Consider the following 18,961-nt stretch of genomic DNA (forward strand, 5'->3'; position numbering starts at 1 on the left):
ATGGGACTTTTTTTCTACACAAAAATAGGCTCCATAAGATTCATAGGGGATTTACCCACTACAAATATTATAGAGCCAATATAAAAAGCAACAGCTGTTTCAGTTGTTGCTTTTTAGCTAGCTAGGATTTTATCTCTTATTTCTCAACGCGTGATTTGTTGGCGATATCAGCTAGGATAGCTTGAACAAAGTCATCTACTGAGACAGTTTGTGTTTCTTTTTGGCCGTAGCGACGAACATTGACTGTTCCGTCTTCCATTTCCTTGTCCCCAACGATCAATTGGTAAGGAATCTTGCTTGTTTGTGAAGCACGGATCTTGAACTGCATTTTTTCATTGCGCTCATCTACATCTGCACGGACACCGCGGTCACGGAGTTTCTTAGCCACTTCCCAAGCGTAGTCCACGTGTTTTTCGTTAGATACTGGGATGAGGGTTACTTGGTGTGGTGCAAGCCATGTTGGGAAGGCACCCTTGTAGTTCTCAATCAAGATAGCTGTGAAGCGTTCCATAGTTGAGATAACCCCACGGTGGATCATAACTGGACGGTGTTCTTCACCATCAGCTCCGATGTATTTGAGATCGAAGCGTTCTGGAAGCAAGAAGTCAAGTTGGATAGTAGAAAGAGTTTCTTCTTTTCCAAGGGCTGTCTTAACTTGAATATCCAATTTTGGTCCGTAGAAGGCTGCTTCACCTTCGGCTTCAAAGTAGTCCACGCCCATTTCATCAAGGGCTGCACGAAGCATAGTTTGGGCATTTTCCCACATCTCATCGTTATCAAAGTACTTATGAGTATCTTGAGGGTCACGAAGAGAGAGGCGGAAGCGGTATTCAGTCAAGTTGAAATCTTCATAAACATCGATAATCAACTGAAGAGCACGTTGGAATTCTTCTTGGATTTGTTCTGGAGTAACAAAGAGGTGACCGTCGTTGAGAGACATTTCACGCACACGTTGAAGACCAGTGAGGGCACCAGATTTTTCATAACGGTGCATCATACCGATTTCGGCGATACGGATTGGCAACTCACGGTATGAGTGAACATGGTGTTTGAAGACTTGGATGTGGTGTGGACAGTTCATTGGACGAAGGACGAATTCTTCCCCGTCACCCATGTCCATAGTTGGGAACATGTCTTCTTGGTAATGATCCCAGTGACCAGAAGTCTTGTAAAGTTCAACAGAAGCAAGTGGTGGAGTGTAGACGTGTTGGTAGCCTGAAGCTAGCTCTTTGTCAACGATGTAGCGTTCCAATTCACGACGGATAGTCGCACCGTTTGGCAACCAGAATGGCAAACCTTGACCAACCTCTTGAGAAATCATGAAGAGGTCAAGCTCTTTACCAAGTTTACGGTGGTCACGTTCTTTGGCTTCTTCACGCATTTGAAGGTAGTTTTTCAAGTCTTTCTTGTCAAACCAAGCTGTACCATAGATACGTTGCATCATAGCGTTGTCGCTATTTCCACGCCAGTAAGCACCTGCTACATGGAGAAGGTGGAAGATTTGGATACGACCTGTTGAAGGGACGTGTGGGCCACGGCAAAGGTCTACATATTCACCCTGACGATAGATAGTCAAACCACCTTCGTCTTCTGAGTGCTCTTCAATCAATTCTAATTTGTAAGGGTCATTTTTGAAGATTTCACGTGCCTCGTCTTTAGTCACTTCTTCACGGATTGATGGGAAGTTTTCTTTGACAATTTTTTGCATTTCTTCTTCGATACGAGGAAGGTCTTCGTTAGAGATTTGACCAGCTGTGTTGTCTGTATCGTAGTAGAAGCCGTCTTCGATGGCTGGACCAACTCCCAAGTGAATGTCTGGGAAAAGACGACGAGCGGCTTGGGCAAATAAGTGAGCAGCTGAGTGACGCAAGATTGGAAGGGCATCTTCGTGATCAGGTGTCACAATTTCGATGCTTCCATCTTCAGTGATAGCACGAGTAGTGTCGATGAGTTTGCCGTTGAATTTACCAGCCAAGGCTTTTTTAGCTAGGGAATTGCTGATAGATTGGGCAATTTCAAAAGTTGTAACGCCAGATTCGAATTCACGAACAGCGCCGTCTGGGAAAGTAATGTTAATCATGATGTTCTCCTTACTTATATTATTTACGAATGTGTTAACCCTATTCTGAAAACAGGGATAGAGGATTGTGAAAGCTAGAAAAACAAAAAACGACATCCTAAAAAGGACGTCGCAACGTGGTTCCACCTTCATTTATGTACCTCAAAAGAGAGGGACACCTCTGATTGGCTCTAACGTGGCCACCGTTTTATGTTTGCATAAAAGTCAGTAGAGTAGTATCACTATAGTCTTTCTATGCGTTTCCAGCAACCACGCACTCTCTAGTAGAAAGGGACTAAGTGACTTGTCTCTATGGATTATTATAGCATGATTGTGAGATTTTTCAAGGATTTTGTGAAAGTTTTTTGTTTTTCATTTTTGTAGAATATGCTTGATACCAATACCGGAAGCCATGCCCACCAGAGCAAAGACTTCATAGGCTAGGAAGTAGGGAAGGATAAATTCTCTGAAAGTAATGATGGTAAAACAATAGAGCAGTCCGTTCCCCAGTAACAACCAAAGAGAGAAACGGAAACGGTAGCTATAGAGTAACGATACAATCAAGATTACCAGAGGTGTAAAGAAGAGAATATTATTTACGTAGAGACTCTTGAGTAAAAGGGGGTCAGAAATAATTAGTGATAACAACTGATAAAGTGGCCAATAAAAGAAAAAGATGACCAAATAATAGGGGAGATGGGAATAGAATCTAGGTATGATAATCACCTCGTTTAAAAAAACAGACAACTTAGATTGCTTGTTATGGTTATTATATCATATTTAAAACAAGAAAGTAAATCTGTTGACAAAGAAGTTAGTTATTGGTAGAATAAGGATTGTCGTAAAGACAAATAACTTCTTCTTGGTTACAGGCATGCCAACCTGTCACTCGGATGAAGCCAAATAAAAAGGAGAAACATCATGGCAATCTCAAAAGAGAAAAAAAATGAAATCATCGCACAATATGCACGTCACGAAGGTGATACAGGTTCAGTAGAGGTTCAAGTTGCTGTCCTTACTTGGGAAATCAACCACCTTAACGAACACATCAAACAACACAAAAAAGACCACGCTACTTACCGTGGATTGATGAAAAAAATCGGTCGCCGTCGTAACTTGCTTGCATACTTGCGTAAAAACGACGTTAACCGTTACCGTGAGTTGATCAACTCTCTAGGACTTCGTCGCTAATTCAAGATACAAAGGCCGTCAAAAGCACAAAGCAAAAATAGGAAAATTGACGAAGAAACTTCAGTTTCTAGGAGATTTTATCTTTTTTGCCAAGTGCTTAGGCCGTGTTCAATTGAGCATATCTTGATAATGAAGCTACTCTAAATTGGGTAGCTTTTTTACTTTTGTTACCTTACCTCGATATGCTCAAGTATAATCTTAGGTTACGGTTCCTAGCACTGTAAGGTAAAATAAACCAGAATGATCTCCCTTCGGGGAGATTTTTTGTTCAGGTTTTATCGGCCACAATTTTGGAGACTACAAAAACCTCAAATAGTAGCAGTCTACAAGACCCTCGGAGAGCCCACACTTTACGAAGTAAAGTATAGTATGTTATACTTTACATGGAAGTAGTCACCGAATTCCAGTTAGAAATTACTTTGTAACTACGTTTTGAGGAGGAGTAAAATGCTTTCCTATGTTCGAAATTACCCACTAGCGATAGCTAAATTAATGTGTCTGTGCTCTCCTAAAATCTGCTGATTTATTACTGACTAATACAGGAGGGTTTTTTATGGGACAGACAATCATATCTGCTATTGGTGTTTATATTTCCACCAGTATCGATTATTTAATTATTTTATTTATTTTATTTGCACAGCTATCACAGAATAAACAAAAATGGCATATTTATGCGGGGCAATATCTAGGCACAGGCTTACTTGTAGGGGCGAGTTTAGTTGCTGCTTATGTCGTTAATTTCGTGCCTGAAGAATGGATGGTTGGATTGCTTGGTTTAATCCCTATCTATTTAGGGATTCGATTTGCAATTGTTGGAGAAGGTGAGGAAGAAGAGGAAGAAGAGGAAGAAATTATTGAAAGATTAGAACAAAGCAAGGCAAATCAACTGTTTTGGACAGTTACATTGCTGACAATTGCGTCTGGCGGAGATAATTTAGGTATCTATATACCTTATTTTGCTTCATTAGATTGGTCACAGACCCTCGTGGCCTTGCTTGTGTTTGTAATCGGCATAATTATCTTATGCGAGATTAGTCGGGTGTTGTCCTCTATTCCCTTAATATTCGAGACAATTGAAAAATACGAGCGAATCATTGTGCCCTTAGTATTCATTCTACTTGGACTATACATCATGTATGAAAATGGCACGATAGAGACTTTTCTGACCGTGTAGATTTTTTTGTTTCACTAGGATTTTATACCGAGCTCAAATTGGCTCTCTGATTTTCAGAGGGCTTTTTATGTTGTCACTTTACCTCGATATACTCAAGTATAATCTTCGGTTACGATTATTAGCACTGTAAGACCAACTATATTTATTTTTCTCATCTTGTTCCATTGTTGAAAATATGGTATACTTTTCATGAGAATTTTCTAAATTTTTAAGATTCTATCAAAGGAGGTTTGCATGCTTTCCAAATTTTCTGGAAGCCGACAAGACCAGCAATTTGTGTTACTTTTAGTTGTTTTGCTAGGTATTTTAGGGATTTCTCTCTTTCTAGCAGTTTCAATGGGATCTGTTGCAATTGATCTAGGAGATACCTATCGGATTATTTTGAGCAGGTTGGGATTTCCTCTTGAGATAGGAGAGGTTTCCAAGTCAACTCTTGCCATTGTATGGAATATGAGGTTCCCCCGAGTATTGTTAGGTCTGATAGTAGGAGCAGGCCTTTCTATGTGTGGTAGCGTGATGCAGTCCACAGTGAACAATCCTATCGCTGAGCCCTATGTCTTAGGCATCTCTGCTGGTGCAACTCTAGGGGCAACCTTGAGCATCATTCTTGGTTTAAAAGTGATGATTAGCCTTGGAGCTTTTCTTGGAGCTATTTTGGCAACAATTGCTGTCCTCATCATTGCCTCTATGCAAGGAAGGATGACGACTTCTAGTCTGATTTTATCAGGAACGGTGGTCAACGCTCTATTTCTGGCTTTTTCAAACTTTATTATCTCAGTTGGAGCTAACGCGGACAGTGTGATGACCATTAAGTTTTGGACTATGGGTTCGCTTGCTGGAACTACCTGGGCAGACTTGGCTCTGCCAACTATAGTAGTAGGAATGGCCTTTCTATTTTTCTCTACTCAGTATCGTGTTTTCAATGCGATGATGATGGGAGATGAGGCTGCTTTAACTTTTGGGATTCCCTTACGCTTTTTTTGGTATCTTTATGTGACAATGGTGGCTGTGCTGACAGCAGTCTTAGTGGCAACCTGTGGAATTATTGGATTTGTTGGTCTGATTACTCCTCACTTAGCTCGAGGGTTAGTAGGAACGAATTACAGGAGACTTTTTCCTGTTGCGACTTTACTAGGTGCCCTTTTTGTTATCTGGGCAGATGTACTCTCTCGTGTCACTATTCCAAATGCTGAGTTGCCTATTGGTATTTTTACGGCCTTGGTAGGTGCTCCCTTCTTTATTTACATTGTTGGAGGTAGGCGAAGGGAGGTGAGGGCCTGATATGGACTTGATTTGTCAAGATGTCCACTTTGGACTAGGAGAGAAAAAAATCCTCAAAGGAGTTTCTCTTAAGGTTGAGGGGCATCAATTTCATACGATACTAGGACCAAATGGAAGTGGAAAAACCAGTCTGCTTAAACTCCTCTATCGTCAGGAAAAGTCAGACAAAGGTTTGATAAGCCTAGATGGAAAGCCTCTGGAACAATGGACGCTCAAAGAAACAGCCAAGCAAATGGCAGTTGTGACCCAGTTTAACCAGCTGCAGTTTGATTGTACAGTTGAAGAAATCGTCTTGCTGGGAAGAACTCCCCACCTCTCTTTTTTACAGAAGGAAAAGGAAAGGGATTTTACACTCGTTCAAGATGCCCTCGTTAAGGTGGATATGCTTGAGAAGAAAACTCGTCTCTATTCGTCTCTGTCAGGGGGAGAGAAACAGCGAGTCTTACTAGCTCGCGCCTTGGTGCAAGAACCGACTCTCTTGCTCCTTGACGAACCAACCAATCACCTGGATATCAAGTATCAGCTAGACTTGTTGGCCATTGTGAAGAATCTCAAGGTCAATGTTCTAGCTGTCCTACATGATATTCAACTTGCTTGTCGCTATTCGGATTATCTCTATCTGATGAAAGAGGGGGAAATCCTTTACCAAGGGACTCCAAAGGAGACCATCACCCCTGAGTCATTGCAAACTGTATACGGAGTGCAAAGTCAGGTGACTTGGACCGAGGATCAGCAAGCTATGATTCACTATTTATAAGAATGAAAAGGAAAATAAGATGAAAAAAACACTAAGCATTTTACTGGTAACAGTAGCTACCTTAACTTTGGCAGCTTGTGGTAACACTACTACAGAAAAAACTACCACACAGTCTAGCACAGAAACAAGTCAAAAGGCAAGCGCAGAGACGACTTATCCGCTAACGGTCAAAACTTATGATGCTAAGGGAAATGAAGTCGAACAAGTCTTTGACAAGGCACCTGAAAAAGTTATCACCAACAATCTTTCAACCACGGAAATCTTATTGGAGTTGGGGTTGAAGGATAAAATTGCTGGCATGCTTAACCCTGATAATGCTGTGACGGACAAATACAAGGATGCGATTGCGACGATTCCTCAAATTGGGGATAAAAAAACAGTCTCACAAGAGACAGTCCTTTCTTATGAGCCAGACGCTGTGATGGGGCGAAACATGATGTTTTCTGAAAAATCCTTGGGGACAGTTAGCACTTGGAATGAAAACAAAATCCCAGTTTATACGCAAAAAGCCTCTCTCGCAACAATTCAGCAAGATTTGGGGAATATCGTAGAAGATGTCAAAAATCTTGGAATGATTTTTAATGTGCAGGACAAGGTCAATGAATACGCAGCTCAATTACAAACTAAAATTGACGCTGTTAAGAAAGCAAATCCAGCAAGCCAAGGTGAAAAGAAAAAGGCTTTGATTATGGTTGCTTATAATGATGAAACCTTCGGTGCCTACAAGTCTGCTTTGCAAGAAAGTTTGCTGAACCAACTTGGTTATACAAACGTTGCTACGGGGACATCAGGCTTGACCTTGGAAAATCTCGTGTCAATGAATCCTGAATTGATTATCTATGTAACCAGCGACCGCAATAAAAAATTGGATGAAAAAGCAGTAGAGTTGATGAAGGCAAATGCTGTTTTGGAAAGCGTTCCTGCTATTAAGAATCAAAAAATCATGACCATCTCTTACGACGAGTTGATGGACTATGGTCCAGCAGTGATTGATTCCCTTGAGAAAATCAATGACTTTATCAATAAATAATGAGTTTGATTGGGAAGGAATTCAAGTTAAAATCAGCCTTCCTTCTAACTACGACCCCAATCAAACCTATCCGGCTATTTTATTGAATGATGGAAACTTGGATTTCCTATCGTCCCTTTTCGAATCTGTGATTTTAGTGGGCTTGACCTCTAAAAATCGCTTAGACGACTACACTCCCTGGGCAACATCAGCTCTGAGAGATGGAGCTCCAGATTTTGGAGGTCAGGCCAACGTCTATCATGATCATTTATTTGGAGGTCTTTTAGACAAGCTGCAGTCGCTTTATCGACTGGATGAAAATCGCCTTGCTTATGGAGGTTATTCACTAGGTGGTTTGGCGGCAGTATACAGTCTTTTCAGCTTTGACAAGATTTCCTGTGTCTTTTCGATCTGCGGTTCCTTTTGGTATCCTGATTTTGTGACTTACTGCAAGGAAGAAAATGTGAAAAATTTGGACTGTTTGCTGTATTTACAGAATGGTCAAACAGAAGGAGCACACCATACTAATCGCTTGGCTCAAGCACCAGTCTATGCTGAGCAGATCCATACCAGTCTTCAGAAACGCTATCCGAACGGTCAGTTTGTCTTTGATCCTTATGGACACCATGAACAAGTAGCTGAGCGATTTCTAGTTTTTTCCAGCTGGTTGGTCCAAAAATGGAAAATCGAATAAAAGATTTATCCCTTGGCTTTTGCCAAGGGATTGTTGTATTTATTTAACCAAGTTTTTCTCTTTTCTTATCTGGATTCCAGATGAAGCTAGCGATAAAGCTAAAGATGATGGTTAGGATAGCGAGGATAACCGCAAGGATAAGGGCAGGGATGCGGATAAACCACCAGAGTGGATTTGGTTTTTTATTATTGTGCCATTGTTTGGTTTCTTGGTCTAGACGTTGGAATTCTGTTTGGATACGATTGGCGACTGTTTCAATGCCTTCGTCATTCATTTTCTTGATATCTGAGATATCGATTGGATTTCCAAAGTTCATATCGACACGCTCACGGCTAACCAAGCCTTTCAAGGTCATAGGACCTGTGTAGGTAACCGGCATAATACGGACCTTGGCCATTTTGGCAATCAGGGCTACGCCACCTTTGACATCGTTTGAGTGGCGGCTTCCACTTGGAAACATGATGAGAGAGCGGTCACTTTTTTTGAGAACATTGATAGGGTATTTGATGGCAGAAGCGCTGGGGTTTTCACGGTCAATAGGAAAGGCACCACACATACGAATCCACCAACCAAAGATACGGTTGGTAAAGAGCTCTTTTTTGGCCATAAAGATAAACTGTTTTGGCTTGGTCGCAAAAGCCATGTAAACTGGATCCCACCAAGTGCGGTGAGGCGCAACCAAAATATAATTTTCATCTTGATTAGGAATTTTATCAGTATTATGATAGTGGGCATTGCCATTGATGGACCATAGGAGCAATACAACCAATCCACGTAAATAAGTATAAAACATGCGATCTCCTTCGATTATTTTCTTGTTATTATTATACCTTATCAAAGGAGGGCTGGCAAACTTTTCCTTGACCAGGTCCATATTTGGGATGAAATTAGAATTCTTTTAGAAAAAATGGTATGATAGAATTTATGGATAAAAATAAGATTATGGGATTAACCCAAATAGAAGTCAAGGAAAGACAGGCTAAGGGCTTGGTCAATGATTTTACTGCTTCGGCCAGTACCAGCACTTGGCAAATCGTTAAACGAAATGTCTTTACCCTTTTTAACGCTTTGAACTTTGCCATTGCTTTGGCCCTTGCCTTTGTGCAGGCTTGGAGCAATTTGGTCTTTTTTGCTGTTATCTGCTTTAACGCTTTTTCTGGAATTGTGACCGAGCTGCGGGCTAAACACATGGTGGACAAGCTCAATCTCATGACCAAGGAAAAGGTCAAAACTATTCGTGATGGCCAAGAAGTGGCTCTGAATCCGGAAGAATTGGTGCTAGGAGATGTCATTCGTCTGTCTGCTGGAGAGCAGATTCCCAGTGATGCCTTGGTTTTGGAAGGCTTTGCGGAAGTCAATGAAGCCATGTTGACGGGAGAAAGTGATTTGGTGCAAAAGGAAGTGGATGCCTTGCTTTTGTCAGGAAGTTTCTTGGCTAGTGGGGCAGTTTTGGCTCAAGTCCACCATGTTGGATCTGACAACTATGCTGCCAAACTCATGCTGGAAGCCAAGACCGTTAAACCAATCAACTCTCGTATCATGAAATCACTGGACAAGCTAGCAGGTTTTACTGGGAAAATTATCATTCCTTTTGGTCTGGCTCTCATGCTGGAAGCCTTGATTTTAAAAGGCCTGCCTCTCAAGTCATCCGTTGTAAACTCATCGACAGCCCTTTTGGGGATGTTACCTAAGGGAATTGCCCTTTTGACCATCACTTCGCTCTTGACAGCGGTGATTAAGTTGGGCTTGAAAAAGGTCTTGGTGCAGGAGATGTACTCTGTTGAGACCTTGGCACGCGTGGATATGCTCTGTTTAGACAAGACGGGCACCATCACCCAAGGAAAGATGCAGGTGGAGGCTGTTCTTCCTTTGACTGAAGAGTATGAAGAGTCAGCGCTTGCTAGCATCTTGGCCAGCTATATGGCCCATAGTGAGGATAAAAATCCCACAGCTCAAGCTATTCGCCAGCGTTTTGTGGGAGAGGTAGCATATCCGATGATTTCAAGCCTTCCATTTTCAAGTGATCGAAAATGGGGAGCAATGGAGTTAGAAGGTTTGGGAACAGTTTTCTTAGGGGCACCTGAGATGTTGCTGGATTCTGAAGTCCCAGAAGCCAGAGAGGCCTTGGAGAGAGGTTCACGTGTCTTGGTATTAGCTCTCAGTCAGGAGAAATTAGACCATCACAAACCACAAAAACCATCTGATATTCAGGCTCTAGCTTTGCTGGAAATCTTGGACCCCATTCGGGAGGGAGCAGCAGAGACGCTGGACTATCTCCGTTCTCAGGAAGTGGGCCTAAAAATTATCTCTGGTGACAATCCAGTTACGGTATCTAGCATTGCCCAGAAGGCTGGCTTTGCGGACTATCACAGCTATGTAGATTGCTCCAAAATCACGGATGAGGAATTGATTGCTATGGCGGAGGAGACTGCGATTTTCGGACGTGTTTCCCCTCATCAAAAGAAACTCATCATCCAAACGCTGAAAAAAGCGGGTCATACAACAGCTATGACAGGGGATGGAGTCAATGATATCCTGGCTCTTCGTGAGGCGGATTGTTCGATTGTAATGGCGGAGGGAGATCCTGCGACTCGTCAAATTGCCAATTTGGTTCTCTTGAACTCTGACTTTAATGATGTTCCTGAGATTCTCTTTGAAGGTCGTCGCGTGGTCAATAACATTGCCCACATCGCACCGATTTTCTTGATAAAGACTATCTATTCTTTCTTGCTCGCAGTTATCTGTATCGCCAGTGCTTTACTAGGTCGGTCTGAGTGGATCTTAATTTTTCCCTTCATTCCAATCCAGATTACTATGATTGACCAGTTCGTGGAAGGTTTTCCACCATTCGTTCTGACTTTTGAGCGAAATATCAAACCTGTTGAGCCAAATTTCCTCAGAAGATCCATGCTTCGTGCCCTACCAAGTGCTCTCATGGTCGTCTTCAGCGTCCTGTTTGTGAAAATATTCGGAAGTAGCCAAGGTTGGTCTGAGTTAGAAATCTCAACTCTACTCTATTATCTCTTGGGGTCAATTGGTTTCTTATCCGTATTTAGAGCCTGTATGCCATTCACCCTCTGGCGTGTGCTTTTGATTGTTTGGTCAGTAGGTGGTTTCCTAGCCACAGCTCTCTTCCCAAGAATTCAAAAACTGCTTGAAATTTCAACCTTAACAGGACAAACATTACCTGTTTATGGTGTCATGATGTTGGTCTTTACCGTGATTTTCATCCTGACTAGTCGCTATCAAGCCAGAAAATAAAGAAAGGCTGCAATCTGTGGATTGCGGTCTTTTTAGGTACAAGATTGCCAGCTGAAATGTGGTATAATAAGAAGTAATAGAGTTTTGGAAAGTGAGAGAAGATGATTTCAAAGAGATTGGAATTAGTGGCTTCCTTTGTGCCACGGGGAGCCATTTTGCTAGATGTGGGGAGTGACCATGCTTATCTGCCTATCGAGTTAGTTGAAAGAGGCCAAATCAAAAGCGCCATTGCAGGTGAGGTGGTGGAAGGTCCCTACCAATCTGCGGTCAAAAATGTTGAGGCTCACGGCCTAAAGGAGAAAATCCAAGTCCGTTTAGCCAATGGCTTGGCAGCCTTTGAAGAGGTAGATAAGGTATCTGTCATTACCATAGCAGGGATGGGCGGACGCTTGATTGCTAGGATTTTAGAAGAAGGCCTGGGCAAGTTAGCTAACGTAGAACGTTTAATCCTACAGCCTAATAATCGTGAAGACGACTTGCGTATCTGGTTGCAAGACCACGATTTTCAGATCGTAGCAGAAAGCATTCTAGAAGAAGCTGGCAAGTTTTATGAAATTCTAGTTGTGGAAACGGGACAAATGAAGCTATCAGCTAGTGATGTCCGCTTTGGCCCCTTCTTGTCAAAAGAAGTCAGCCCAGTCTTTGTCCAAAAGTGGCAAAAAGAAGCTGCTAAGCTAGAATTTGCTCTCGGACAAATTCCAGAAAAAAATCTGGAAGAACGTCAAGTTCTAATAGATAAAATTCAAGCTATCAAGGAGGTTCTTCATGCTAGCAAGTGAAGTCATTAAATGTTATGAAGGCTTTTGCCCTCAGGAATTTTCCATGGAGGGTGATAGTCGTGGCCTGCAAATCGGTACTCTAGACAAGGATATCCAAAGAGTCATGGTGGCCCTCGACATTCGTGAAGAGACGGTAGCAGAGGCCATTGAAAAGGGTGTGGACTTGATTATTGTCAAGCACGCGCCGATTTTCCGTCCTATCAAGGATTTGGTAGCTAGCCGTCCACAAAATCAGATTTACATTGATCTGATAAAGCATGACATCGCAGTTTATGTCAGCCATACCAATATTGACATTGTTGAAAATGGTCTCAATGATTGGTTCTGTCAGATGCTAGGTATCGAGGAGACGACTTACCTACAGGAGACAGGTCCAGAACGTGGAATTGGTCGTATTGGAAATGTCCAGCCTCAGACATTTGGAGAATTGGCCCAGAATGTCAAGCAAGTCTTTGGTCTAGATAGTCTTCGAATGGTGCATTATCAAGAGAGTGATTTGCAGAAGTCTATTTCAAGAGTGGCCATCTGTGGTGGTAGCGGGCAGTCTTTCTATAAGGATGCTTTAGCTAAAGGAGCGGATGTCTATATCACTGGTGATATTTACTACCACACTGCCCAGGATATGTTGTCTGATGGCTTGCTAGCATTGGACCCAGGTCACTATATTGAAGTGCTGTTTGTGGAAAAAATCGCAACACTCCTTAGTCAATGGAAAGAGGAAAAAGGCTGGACAATCGATATTGTACCTAGTCAAACATCGACCAATCCTTTCCACCATATCTAGTTAGAAAGTGAAAACAATGAAAAAAGTTGCTATTATCGGAGCAGGAATTGTGGGAGCAACAGCTGCCTACTACCTCTCGAAAGAAAGTGACCTAGAGGTGACCGTCTTTGACCATGGACAGGGTCAGGCTACCAAGGCCGCAGCAGGAATTATCAGCCCCTGGTTTTCCAAACGCCGCAATAAGGCCTGGTTTAAGATGGCGCGCTTGGGGGCTGACTTTTATGTGGATTTATTAGCTGATTTAGAGAAGTCAGGGCAAGAAATCGACTTTTACCAGCGTTCGGGAGTCTTTCTCCTGAAAAAGGATGAAACTAAGTTGGAAGAACTTTATCAACTAGCCCACCAGCGTAGAGAAGAATCTCCTTTGATAGGGCAATTAGCCATTCTGGACCAAGCATCAGCTAATGAATTATTCCCTGGTTTGCAGGGATTTGACCACCTGCTCTATGCTTCTGGTGGAGCGAGAGTAGATGGCCAACTCTTAGTAACTCGTTTGCTGGAAGCTAGTCAGGTTAAGCTGGTCAAAGAAAAAGTGATTCTGACACCGTTAGCATCAGGTTACCAGATTGACGAAGAGGTGTTTGATCAGGTTATTTTGGCGACGGGAGCTTGGTTGGGGGATATGTTAGAACCCTTGGGTTATGCTGTGGATGTCCGTCCTCAAAAAGGCCAACTCCGAGATTATCAGCTGGCCCAAGACATGGAAGCTTACCCTGTTGTTATGCCAGAAGGGGAGTGGGATTTGATTCCTTTTGCAGGTGGGAAATTGTCCCTAGGAGCTACTCATGAAAATGATATGGGATTTGATTTGACGGTAGATGAAACCTTGCTCCAGCAAATGGAGGAGGCAGCCTTGCCTCACTATCCAGTCTTGGCAGTAGCGACTTCAAGAGCTGAGCGTGTGGGAATCCGTGCCTATACCAGCGATTTCTCACCTTTCTTTGGGCAAGTACCTGGCTTAGCAGGTGTCTATGCTGCTAGTGGACTAGGTTCATCAGGCCTCACAACGGGTCCTATCATTGGCTACCATCTAGCTCAACTGATTCAAGACAAGGAGTTGACCTTGGACCCTCTAAACTACCCAATTGAAAACTATGTCAAACGAGTAAAAAGCGAATAATACTCAATGAAAATCAAAGAACAAACTAGGAAACTAGCCGCGGGTTGCTCAAAGCACTGCTTTGAGGTTGTGGATAGAACTGACGAAGTCAGTAACCATACCCATGGAAAGGCGACGTTGATGTGGTTTGAAGAGATTTTCGAAGAGTATAAGCATTTTACTGAAATTTTATCTTACCCTCTAGGATGGTAAATGACATTCCCTATCAAAAATGGTAAAATAAGAAAAAATAATCCGAGAATCGAGGAAAGAAGATGCAAGAAAAGATTTTGGTAACGGGTGGAGCAGGATTTATCGGAACCCACACTGTTATTGAGTTAATCCAAGCAGGTCATCAAGTTGTTGTGGTGGATAACCTTGTCAACAGCAATCGCAAAAGTTTAGAAGTTGTTGAGAGAATTACAGGAGTTGAAGTGCCTTTCTATGAGGCAGATATTCGTGATACAGATACTCTTCGTGACATTTTCAAACAGGAAGAACCGACTGGTGTTATTCACTTTGCTGGTTTGAAGGCTGTCGGTGAATCTACCCGTATTCCTCTGGCTTACTATGACAACAATATCGCTGGGACTGTTAGTCTTTTGAAGGTCATGGAAGAAAACAACTGTAAAAACATCATTTTCAGTTCTTCTGCGACAGTTTACGGAGATCCTCATACAGTGCCAATCTTGGAAGATTTCCCACTTTCAGTGACCAACCCATACGGTCGTACCAAGCTCATGCTAGAGGAAATTTTGACCGATATCTACAAGGCAGACTCAGAATGGAATGTGGTCTTACTTCGTTATTTCAACCCAATCGGAGCCCATGAGAGTGGTGATTTGGGAGAAAATCCAAACGGTATTCCAAACAACCTCTTGCCATATGTGACTCAAGTAGCAGTTGGGAAATTAGAGCAAGTGCAAGTGTTTGGAGACGATTACGATACGGAAGATGGAACTGGTGTTCGTGACTATATCCACGTTGTTGATTTGGCTAAAGGTCACGTCGCAGCTCTGAAAAAAATCCAAAAAGATTCAGGCCTAAACATTTATAACCTTGGAACAGGGAAAGGCTATTCAGTTCTTGAAATTATCCAAAACATGGAAAAAGCAGTGGGACATCCAATCCCTTACCGCATCGTAGACCGTCGCCCAGGTGATATCGCAGCCTGCTATTCAGATCCTGCAAAAGCCAAAGCAGAACTCGGCTGGGAAGCAGAATTAGGCATCACCCAAATGTGTGAAGACGCATGGCGTTGGCAAAGCAAGCATCCAAATGGATTCGAAGACTAAGATGGTGATATCAATCATTGTCCCCTGTTTAAACGAAGAGGAAGTACTTCCTCTTTTTTATCAGGCTTTGGAAGCTTTACTTCCAGATTTGGAAACAGAAATCGAGTATGTCTTTGTCGACGATGGATCAAGTGATGGGACTTTGGAACTTTTAAAGACCTATCGGGAGCAAAATCCGGCAGTGCATTATCTTTCTTTCTCACGAAATTTTGGCAAAGAAGCAGCTCTGTATGCAGGCTTACAATATGCGACAGGAGACCTAGTGGTGGTAATGGATGCAGACCTGCAGGATCCTCCTAGTATGTTGCTTGAGATGAAAGCCTTACTAGACCAAAATGCAGATTTGGACTGCGTAGGAACACAGAGAACCAGTCGGGAGGGAGAACCCTTCTTTCGTAGTTTCTGTGCTGATATCTTTTACCGCCTCATGCAAAAAATCAGTCCAGTAGCCCTGCCGTCAGGTGTCCGTGATTTTCGCATGATGAGACGGTCTGTAGTCGATGCCATTTTAGCTTTGACCGAGTCCAATCGTTTTTCTAAGGGACTCTTTGCCTGGGTCGGTTTTAAAACCCACTATCTGGACTATCCAAATGTCGAAAGGCAGGCTGGCAAGACCAGTTGGAGTTTTAGGCAACTTTTTTTCTACTCCATTGAAGGGATTGTTAATTTTTCAGATTTTCCCCTGATTATAGCCTTCGTAGCTGGTCTCCTATCTTGTTTTATTTCTTTGCTTATGACCTTTTTTGTTGTGGTTCGAACTCTCATTTTGGGCAATCCGACATCAGGTTGGACCTCTCTGATGGCTGTTATTCTCTTTCTCGGAGGCATTCAACTCTTGACCATTGGGATTCTCGGCAAGTACATCAGTAAGATTTATCTAGAGACTAAAAAAAGACCACTTTATCTTATCAAAGAAAAAAGCGACCTTCCTGATTTTACAGAAAAAAATAAAGTGAAAAGACTATAATTTTACATGGAAATGTGCTAAACTAGAGGGAGTGGATTATCGCCATTGATTTAGGCTTCCTGGCTTCCAATCAGGGCACGAGTTGGGCAATTTTTAACAGCCTCTAAGACATCCTGACTAGGAGAAATTTCTTTTTCCAGTTGGTCGGGGTCATCGTAAAAACGCACGATTCCATTATCGTGGTAATCAAATAAATCAGAATAAGTTTGGCAAAGCCCACAGGCGATGCATCGTTCAGGTATAAGTGTGATTTTCATATTTATATTGTAATAAGAAAAGTAAAAAAAAACAAGGAGTAAGGTATGGCAAAAGAACCGTGGCAAGAAGATATTTATGAAAATCAAGAAGAAACAAGATCAGAACGTCGTAAGAGAACTCAAGGTAGAGATGTAGTAGCCAATCGTGTCTTGACGATCCTAGCCAGTATTTTCTTTGTAATTGTGGTAGTGATGATTATTGTTCTCATCTATCTTTCATCAGGTGGGAGTAATCGCACAGCAGCCTTGAAAGATTTTCACGATTCAGACGCAAATGTAGTACAGATTTCATCTTCTAGTAGTTCCCAGCCTGAACAGAGTTCAGAATCTTCTTCTGAACACTCGGAGGAAGCTACAGATCCAGAAGGGACGACAAAAGTCTTAGCTGGAGAAGGAGAAGCAGCCATTGCAGCTCGCGCTGGGATTTCGATTGCTCAGTTAGAAGCCTTAAATCCTAGTCATATGGCTACAGGGTCTTGGTTTGCTAATCCAGGTGATGTTGTCAAAATCAAATAGGAGTTACTATGAAAACAATTCAAATTGCTATTGACGGCCCTGCTTCAAGTGGTAAGAGTACGGTCGCAAAGATTATTGCCAAGGATTTTGGATACACCTACCTAGATACAGGTGCTATGTATCGTGCAGCGACTTATATGGCTCTTAAGAACCAATTAGGAGTGGAAGAGATTGAGGAGCTTTTAGCCTTGTTGGACCAGCATCCAATCAGTTTTGGACGTTCAGAAACTGGAGAACAACTTGTCTTTGTAGGAGATGTGGATATTACTCATCCTATCCGTGAAAATGAAGTGACCAATCATGTTTCAGCCATTGCAGCAATTCCTCAAGTACGTGAGAAACTAGTTTCTCTCCAACAAGAGATTGCCCAGCAAGGTGGGATTGTCATGGACGGTCGCGATATTGGGACTGTTGTATTGCCACAAGCAGAATTGAAAATTTTCCTAGTAGCTTCTGTTGATGAGAGAGCAGAGCGCCGTTACAAGGAAAATATTGCCAAGGGAATTGAAACAGATCTTGAAACCCTAAAAGAGGAAATTGCAGCGCGTGACTACAAGGATAGTCATCGTGAGACTTCGCCTCTCAAACAAGCAGAGGATGCGGTTTACCTTGATACAACTGGTTTGAACATTCAAGAAGTAGTTGAAAAAATCAAAGCAGAAGCTGAAAAAAGAATGTAAATGTAGAGAAGCCGATAGATTGATATCGGTTTTTTCTAAATTTGTCAAAATGCTGATTTTAAGGTATAATAGTTGCTGTTCGAGAAATTTTGATTTTCAAAGAATAGTGAATGTTTATAAGGAGAAACCATGAACAACCTACCAAATTGCCCAAAATGTAACTCAGAGTATGTCTACGAAGACGGTGCCCTACTGGTTTGCCCAGAGTGTGCTCATGAGTGGAATCCTGCTGAAGTTGCAGATGTAGAAGAGGGCCTTGTTGCTATCGATGCCAACGGAAATAAATTGGCTGATGGTGATACTGTAACCCTCATCAAGGATTTGAAAGTAAAAGGTGCGCCAAAAGATTTGAAACAAGGGACGCGCGTGAAAAATATCCGCATCGTAGAGGGTGACCACAATATCGACTGTAAAATTGATGGCTTTGGTGCCATGAAACTCAAATCAGAGTTTGTGAAGAAAATTTAAGCATGTCGAAACACTGTAAACTTGTATTTTATAGCCGTATCTTCTTGTTTCTAGCGGCTTTTACGGGAGTTTATCTTGAAATCGCCAAGCATGGTGGCTTTGGGATGCTGCTCTATTATACGGTTCTGTCCAACCTCTTAGTCGCGATTTTTACGCTCTATCTCCTAAAGGTTATGAGCCGTTTAGGTGAAAACTGGCAAAGGCCAAGTCTCTTGCGCTTAAAAGGTGGGGTCACCATGAGTATCATGATTACCTGTGTGATTTACCATTTCCTCTTAGCGCCTATTGCGACTAATTTCTATACCCTAGAAAATTTCCTTTGCCACTATATCGTTCCCCTCTGGTTTTTAGCAGATACCCTCTTTTTTGACAAACAGGGTCAATACAAGATTTGGGATCCAGTTGTGTGGACGATTTTACCCTTGCTGTATATGATTTTTGCTCTTTTCAATGGCTTGGTACTGAAACTTGATGTTCCTAATTCTAAGGTCAGTCCCTTCCCTTACTTCTTTTTGAATGTGAACAAGGGTTGGGATGTCGTGTTCAAGTGGTGTCTGATTATCTTTGTTGCCTATATGGTAGCAGGATTTATCTTCTACTTTATCAAGCAAATCAAGAGAAAATCATCCTAAGACACAAGGGATTCATTTTCGAGTTTAAGAAGGAGTCTATACACTAAAGAGGCTTCTT

Annotated in this window: 19 protein-coding genes and 1 pseudogene; 16 read left to right on the plus strand and 4 right to left on the minus strand. The window is 42.2% G+C overall.

The window, feature by feature from the left end; translation table 11 throughout:
• Positions 1–136: 136 nt before the first annotated feature.
• Positions 137–2,080 carry a threonine--tRNA ligase gene (thrS, locus tag N8L90_RS08290; protein WP_000608345.1) on the minus strand — a complete coding sequence of 648 codons (1,944 nt, stop codon included), beginning with the start codon at positions 2,078–2,080 and terminating at the stop codon, positions 137–139.
• Between the two features lie 322 nt (positions 2,081–2,402).
• A pseudogene (locus N8L90_RS08295) lies at positions 2,403–2,776 on the minus strand (hypothetical protein).
• A 204-nt stretch (positions 2,777–2,980) separates the two neighbouring features.
• Here N8L90_RS08295 and rpsO point away from each other — a divergent pair.
• The 6 genes from rpsO to N8L90_RS08325 all read left to right on the plus strand — a co-directional run bounded on the left by rpsO (position 2,981) and on the right by N8L90_RS08325 (position 8,165).
• On the plus strand, positions 2,981–3,250 hold the full coding sequence (gene rpsO, locus N8L90_RS08300; protein ID WP_001018251.1) for a 30S ribosomal protein S15: 270 nt from the start codon (positions 2,981–2,983) through the stop codon (positions 3,248–3,250).
• Between the two features lie 553 nt (positions 3,251–3,803).
• Positions 3,804–4,424 carry a CadD family cadmium resistance transporter gene (locus N8L90_RS08305; protein ID WP_000531713.1) on the plus strand — a complete coding sequence of 207 codons (621 nt, stop codon included), beginning with the start codon at positions 3,804–3,806 and terminating at the stop codon, positions 4,422–4,424.
• A gap of 234 nt (positions 4,425–4,658) precedes the next feature.
• Positions 4,659–5,705 carry a FecCD family ABC transporter permease gene (locus tag N8L90_RS08310; protein WP_261025040.1) on the plus strand — a complete coding sequence of 349 codons (1,047 nt, stop codon included), beginning with the start codon at positions 4,659–4,661 and terminating at the stop codon, positions 5,703–5,705.
• Between the two features lies 1 nt (position 5,706).
• A complete protein-coding gene (locus tag N8L90_RS08315) occupies positions 5,707–6,462 on the plus strand; it encodes an ABC transporter ATP-binding protein (RefSeq protein ID WP_261025041.1) in 756 nt (251 codons plus the stop codon).
• A gap of 19 nt (positions 6,463–6,481) precedes the next feature.
• Positions 6,482–7,492 (plus strand): ABC transporter substrate-binding protein, encoded by a 1,011-nt coding sequence (locus N8L90_RS08320; protein WP_261025042.1) that lies wholly within the window; start codon positions 6,482–6,484, stop codon positions 7,490–7,492.
• Positions 7,473–8,165 carry an alpha/beta hydrolase-fold protein gene (locus N8L90_RS08325; RefSeq protein ID WP_261025043.1) on the plus strand — a complete coding sequence of 231 codons (693 nt, stop codon included), beginning with the start codon at positions 7,473–7,475 and terminating at the stop codon, positions 8,163–8,165. Before N8L90_RS08320 ends, N8L90_RS08325 begins: the two co-directional genes overlap by 20 nt.
• A 43-nt stretch (positions 8,166–8,208) precedes the next feature.
• On the opposite strand, the gene N8L90_RS08330 is transcribed toward N8L90_RS08325, so the two are convergent.
• Positions 8,209–8,958: a lysophospholipid acyltransferase family protein gene (locus N8L90_RS08330; RefSeq protein ID WP_261025045.1), complete on the minus strand. Its 750-nt coding sequence runs from the start codon at positions 8,956–8,958 to the stop codon at positions 8,209–8,211.
• Between the two features lie 131 nt (positions 8,959–9,089).
• On the opposite strand from N8L90_RS08330, the gene N8L90_RS08335 reads away from it, so the two are divergent.
• The 6 genes from N8L90_RS08335 (at position 9,090) to N8L90_RS08360 (ending at position 16,350) form a co-directional block, all read left to right on the plus strand.
• The gene (locus N8L90_RS08335) at positions 9,090–11,426 is read left to right on the plus strand and encodes a cation-translocating P-type ATPase (RefSeq protein ID WP_261025046.1); all 2,337 of its coding nucleotides are present in this window, start codon (positions 9,090–9,092) and stop codon (positions 11,424–11,426) included.
• Positions 11,427–11,527: 101 nt separating this feature from the next.
• Complete coding sequence (locus N8L90_RS08340) at positions 11,528–12,205, plus strand: tRNA (adenine(22)-N(1))-methyltransferase (protein WP_261025047.1); 678 nt, start codon at positions 11,528–11,530, stop codon at positions 12,203–12,205.
• Entirely contained in the window at positions 12,192–12,989 is a 798-nt protein-coding gene (locus N8L90_RS08345) for a Nif3-like dinuclear metal center hexameric protein (RefSeq protein ID WP_261025048.1), read from the plus strand. Before N8L90_RS08340 ends, N8L90_RS08345 begins: the two co-directional genes overlap by 14 nt.
• Before the next feature lie 16 nt (positions 12,990–13,005).
• Complete coding sequence (locus N8L90_RS08350) at positions 13,006–14,109, plus strand: NAD(P)/FAD-dependent oxidoreductase (protein ID WP_261025049.1); 1,104 nt, start codon at positions 13,006–13,008, stop codon at positions 14,107–14,109.
• 254 nt (positions 14,110–14,363) lie between these two features.
• Entirely contained in the window at positions 14,364–15,383 is a 1,020-nt protein-coding gene (gene galE / locus N8L90_RS08355; RefSeq protein ID WP_261025051.1) for a UDP-glucose 4-epimerase GalE, read from the plus strand.
• A 1-nt stretch (position 15,384) separates the two neighbouring features.
• On the plus strand, positions 15,385–16,350 hold the full coding sequence (locus N8L90_RS08360; RefSeq protein WP_314725733.1) for a glycosyltransferase family 2 protein: 966 nt from the start codon (positions 15,385–15,387) through the stop codon (positions 16,348–16,350).
• 50 nt (positions 16,351–16,400) lie between these two features.
• On the opposite strand, the gene N8L90_RS08365 is transcribed toward N8L90_RS08360, so the two are convergent.
• Positions 16,401–16,607 carry a ferredoxin gene (locus N8L90_RS08365; RefSeq protein ID WP_261025053.1) on the minus strand — a complete coding sequence of 69 codons (207 nt, stop codon included), beginning with the start codon at positions 16,605–16,607 and terminating at the stop codon, positions 16,401–16,403.
• Positions 16,608–16,652: 45 nt separating this feature from the next.
• Between N8L90_RS08365 and N8L90_RS08370 the strand changes: the two genes are divergently transcribed.
• The 4 genes from N8L90_RS08370 (at position 16,653) to N8L90_RS08385 (ending at position 18,903) form a co-directional block, all read left to right on the plus strand.
• Positions 16,653–17,123, plus strand: a complete 471-nt coding sequence (locus tag N8L90_RS08370) for an SAG1386/EF1546 family surface-associated protein (RefSeq protein ID WP_143952369.1) — start codon at positions 16,653–16,655, stop codon at positions 17,121–17,123.
• Positions 17,124–17,131: 8 nt separating this feature from the next.
• Complete coding sequence (cmk, locus tag N8L90_RS08375; RefSeq protein ID WP_000849398.1) at positions 17,132–17,803, plus strand: (d)CMP kinase; 672 nt, start codon at positions 17,132–17,134, stop codon at positions 17,801–17,803.
• A gap of 129 nt (positions 17,804–17,932) precedes the next feature.
• On the plus strand, positions 17,933–18,271 hold the full coding sequence (locus N8L90_RS08380; RefSeq protein WP_001061584.1) for a zinc ribbon domain-containing protein YjdM: 339 nt from the start codon (positions 17,933–17,935) through the stop codon (positions 18,269–18,271).
• 2 nt (positions 18,272–18,273) lie between these two features.
• Positions 18,274–18,903, plus strand: a complete 630-nt coding sequence (locus N8L90_RS08385) for a Pr6Pr family membrane protein (protein WP_261025057.1) — start codon at positions 18,274–18,276, stop codon at positions 18,901–18,903.
• Positions 18,904–18,961: the final 58 nt, after the last annotated feature.

Origin of the sequence: Streptococcus mitis (assembly GCF_946190115.1) — a bacterium.
Taxonomy (GTDB): domain Bacteria; phylum Bacillota; class Bacilli; order Lactobacillales; family Streptococcaceae; genus Streptococcus; species Streptococcus mitis_CO.

Bases quoted from the DNA above. Each gene is read 5' to 3' on its own strand.
- N8L90_RS08380 (WP_001061584.1), top strand. From the start codon at position 17,933: ATGAACAACCTACCAAATTGCCCAAAATGTAACTCAGAGTATGTCTAC.
- N8L90_RS08305 (WP_000531713.1), top strand. From the start codon at position 3,804: ATGGGACAGACAATCATATCTGCTATTGGTGTTTATATTTCCACCAGT.
- N8L90_RS08335 (WP_261025046.1), top strand. From the start codon at position 9,090: ATGGATAAAAATAAGATTATGGGATTAACCCAAATAGAAGTCAAGGAA.
- galE (WP_261025051.1), top strand. From the start codon at position 14,364: ATGCAAGAAAAGATTTTGGTAACGGGTGGAGCAGGATTTATCGGAACC.
- rpsO (WP_001018251.1), top strand. From the start codon at position 2,981: ATGGCAATCTCAAAAGAGAAAAAAAATGAAATCATCGCACAATATGCA.
- cmk (WP_000849398.1), top strand. From the start codon at position 17,132: ATGAAAACAATTCAAATTGCTATTGACGGCCCTGCTTCAAGTGGTAAG.
- N8L90_RS08345 (WP_261025048.1), top strand. From the start codon at position 12,192: ATGCTAGCAAGTGAAGTCATTAAATGTTATGAAGGCTTTTGCCCTCAG.
- N8L90_RS08325 (WP_261025043.1), top strand. From the start codon at position 7,473: ATGACTTTATCAATAAATAATGAGTTTGATTGGGAAGGAATTCAAGTT.
- N8L90_RS08350 (WP_261025049.1), top strand. From the start codon at position 13,006: ATGAAAAAAGTTGCTATTATCGGAGCAGGAATTGTGGGAGCAACAGCT.
- N8L90_RS08370 (WP_143952369.1), top strand. From the start codon at position 16,653: ATGGCAAAAGAACCGTGGCAAGAAGATATTTATGAAAATCAAGAAGAA.
- N8L90_RS08320 (WP_261025042.1), top strand. From the start codon at position 6,482: ATGAAAAAAACACTAAGCATTTTACTGGTAACAGTAGCTACCTTAACT.
- N8L90_RS08365 (WP_261025053.1), bottom strand. From the start codon at position 16,607: ATGAAAATCACACTTATACCTGAACGATGCATCGCCTGTGGGCTTTGC.
- N8L90_RS08340 (WP_261025047.1), top strand. From the start codon at position 11,528: ATGATTTCAAAGAGATTGGAATTAGTGGCTTCCTTTGTGCCACGGGGA.
- N8L90_RS08330 (WP_261025045.1), bottom strand. From the start codon at position 8,958: ATGTTTTATACTTATTTACGTGGATTGGTTGTATTGCTCCTATGGTCC.
- N8L90_RS08385 (WP_261025057.1), top strand. From the start codon at position 18,274: ATGTCGAAACACTGTAAACTTGTATTTTATAGCCGTATCTTCTTGTTT.
- N8L90_RS08315 (WP_261025041.1), top strand. From the start codon at position 5,707: ATGGACTTGATTTGTCAAGATGTCCACTTTGGACTAGGAGAGAAAAAA.
- thrS (WP_000608345.1), bottom strand. From the start codon at position 2,080: ATGATTAACATTACTTTCCCAGACGGCGCTGTTCGTGAATTCGAATCT.
- N8L90_RS08360 (WP_314725733.1), top strand. From the start codon at position 15,385: ATGGTGATATCAATCATTGTCCCCTGTTTAAACGAAGAGGAAGTACTT.
- N8L90_RS08310 (WP_261025040.1), top strand. From the start codon at position 4,659: ATGCTTTCCAAATTTTCTGGAAGCCGACAAGACCAGCAATTTGTGTTA.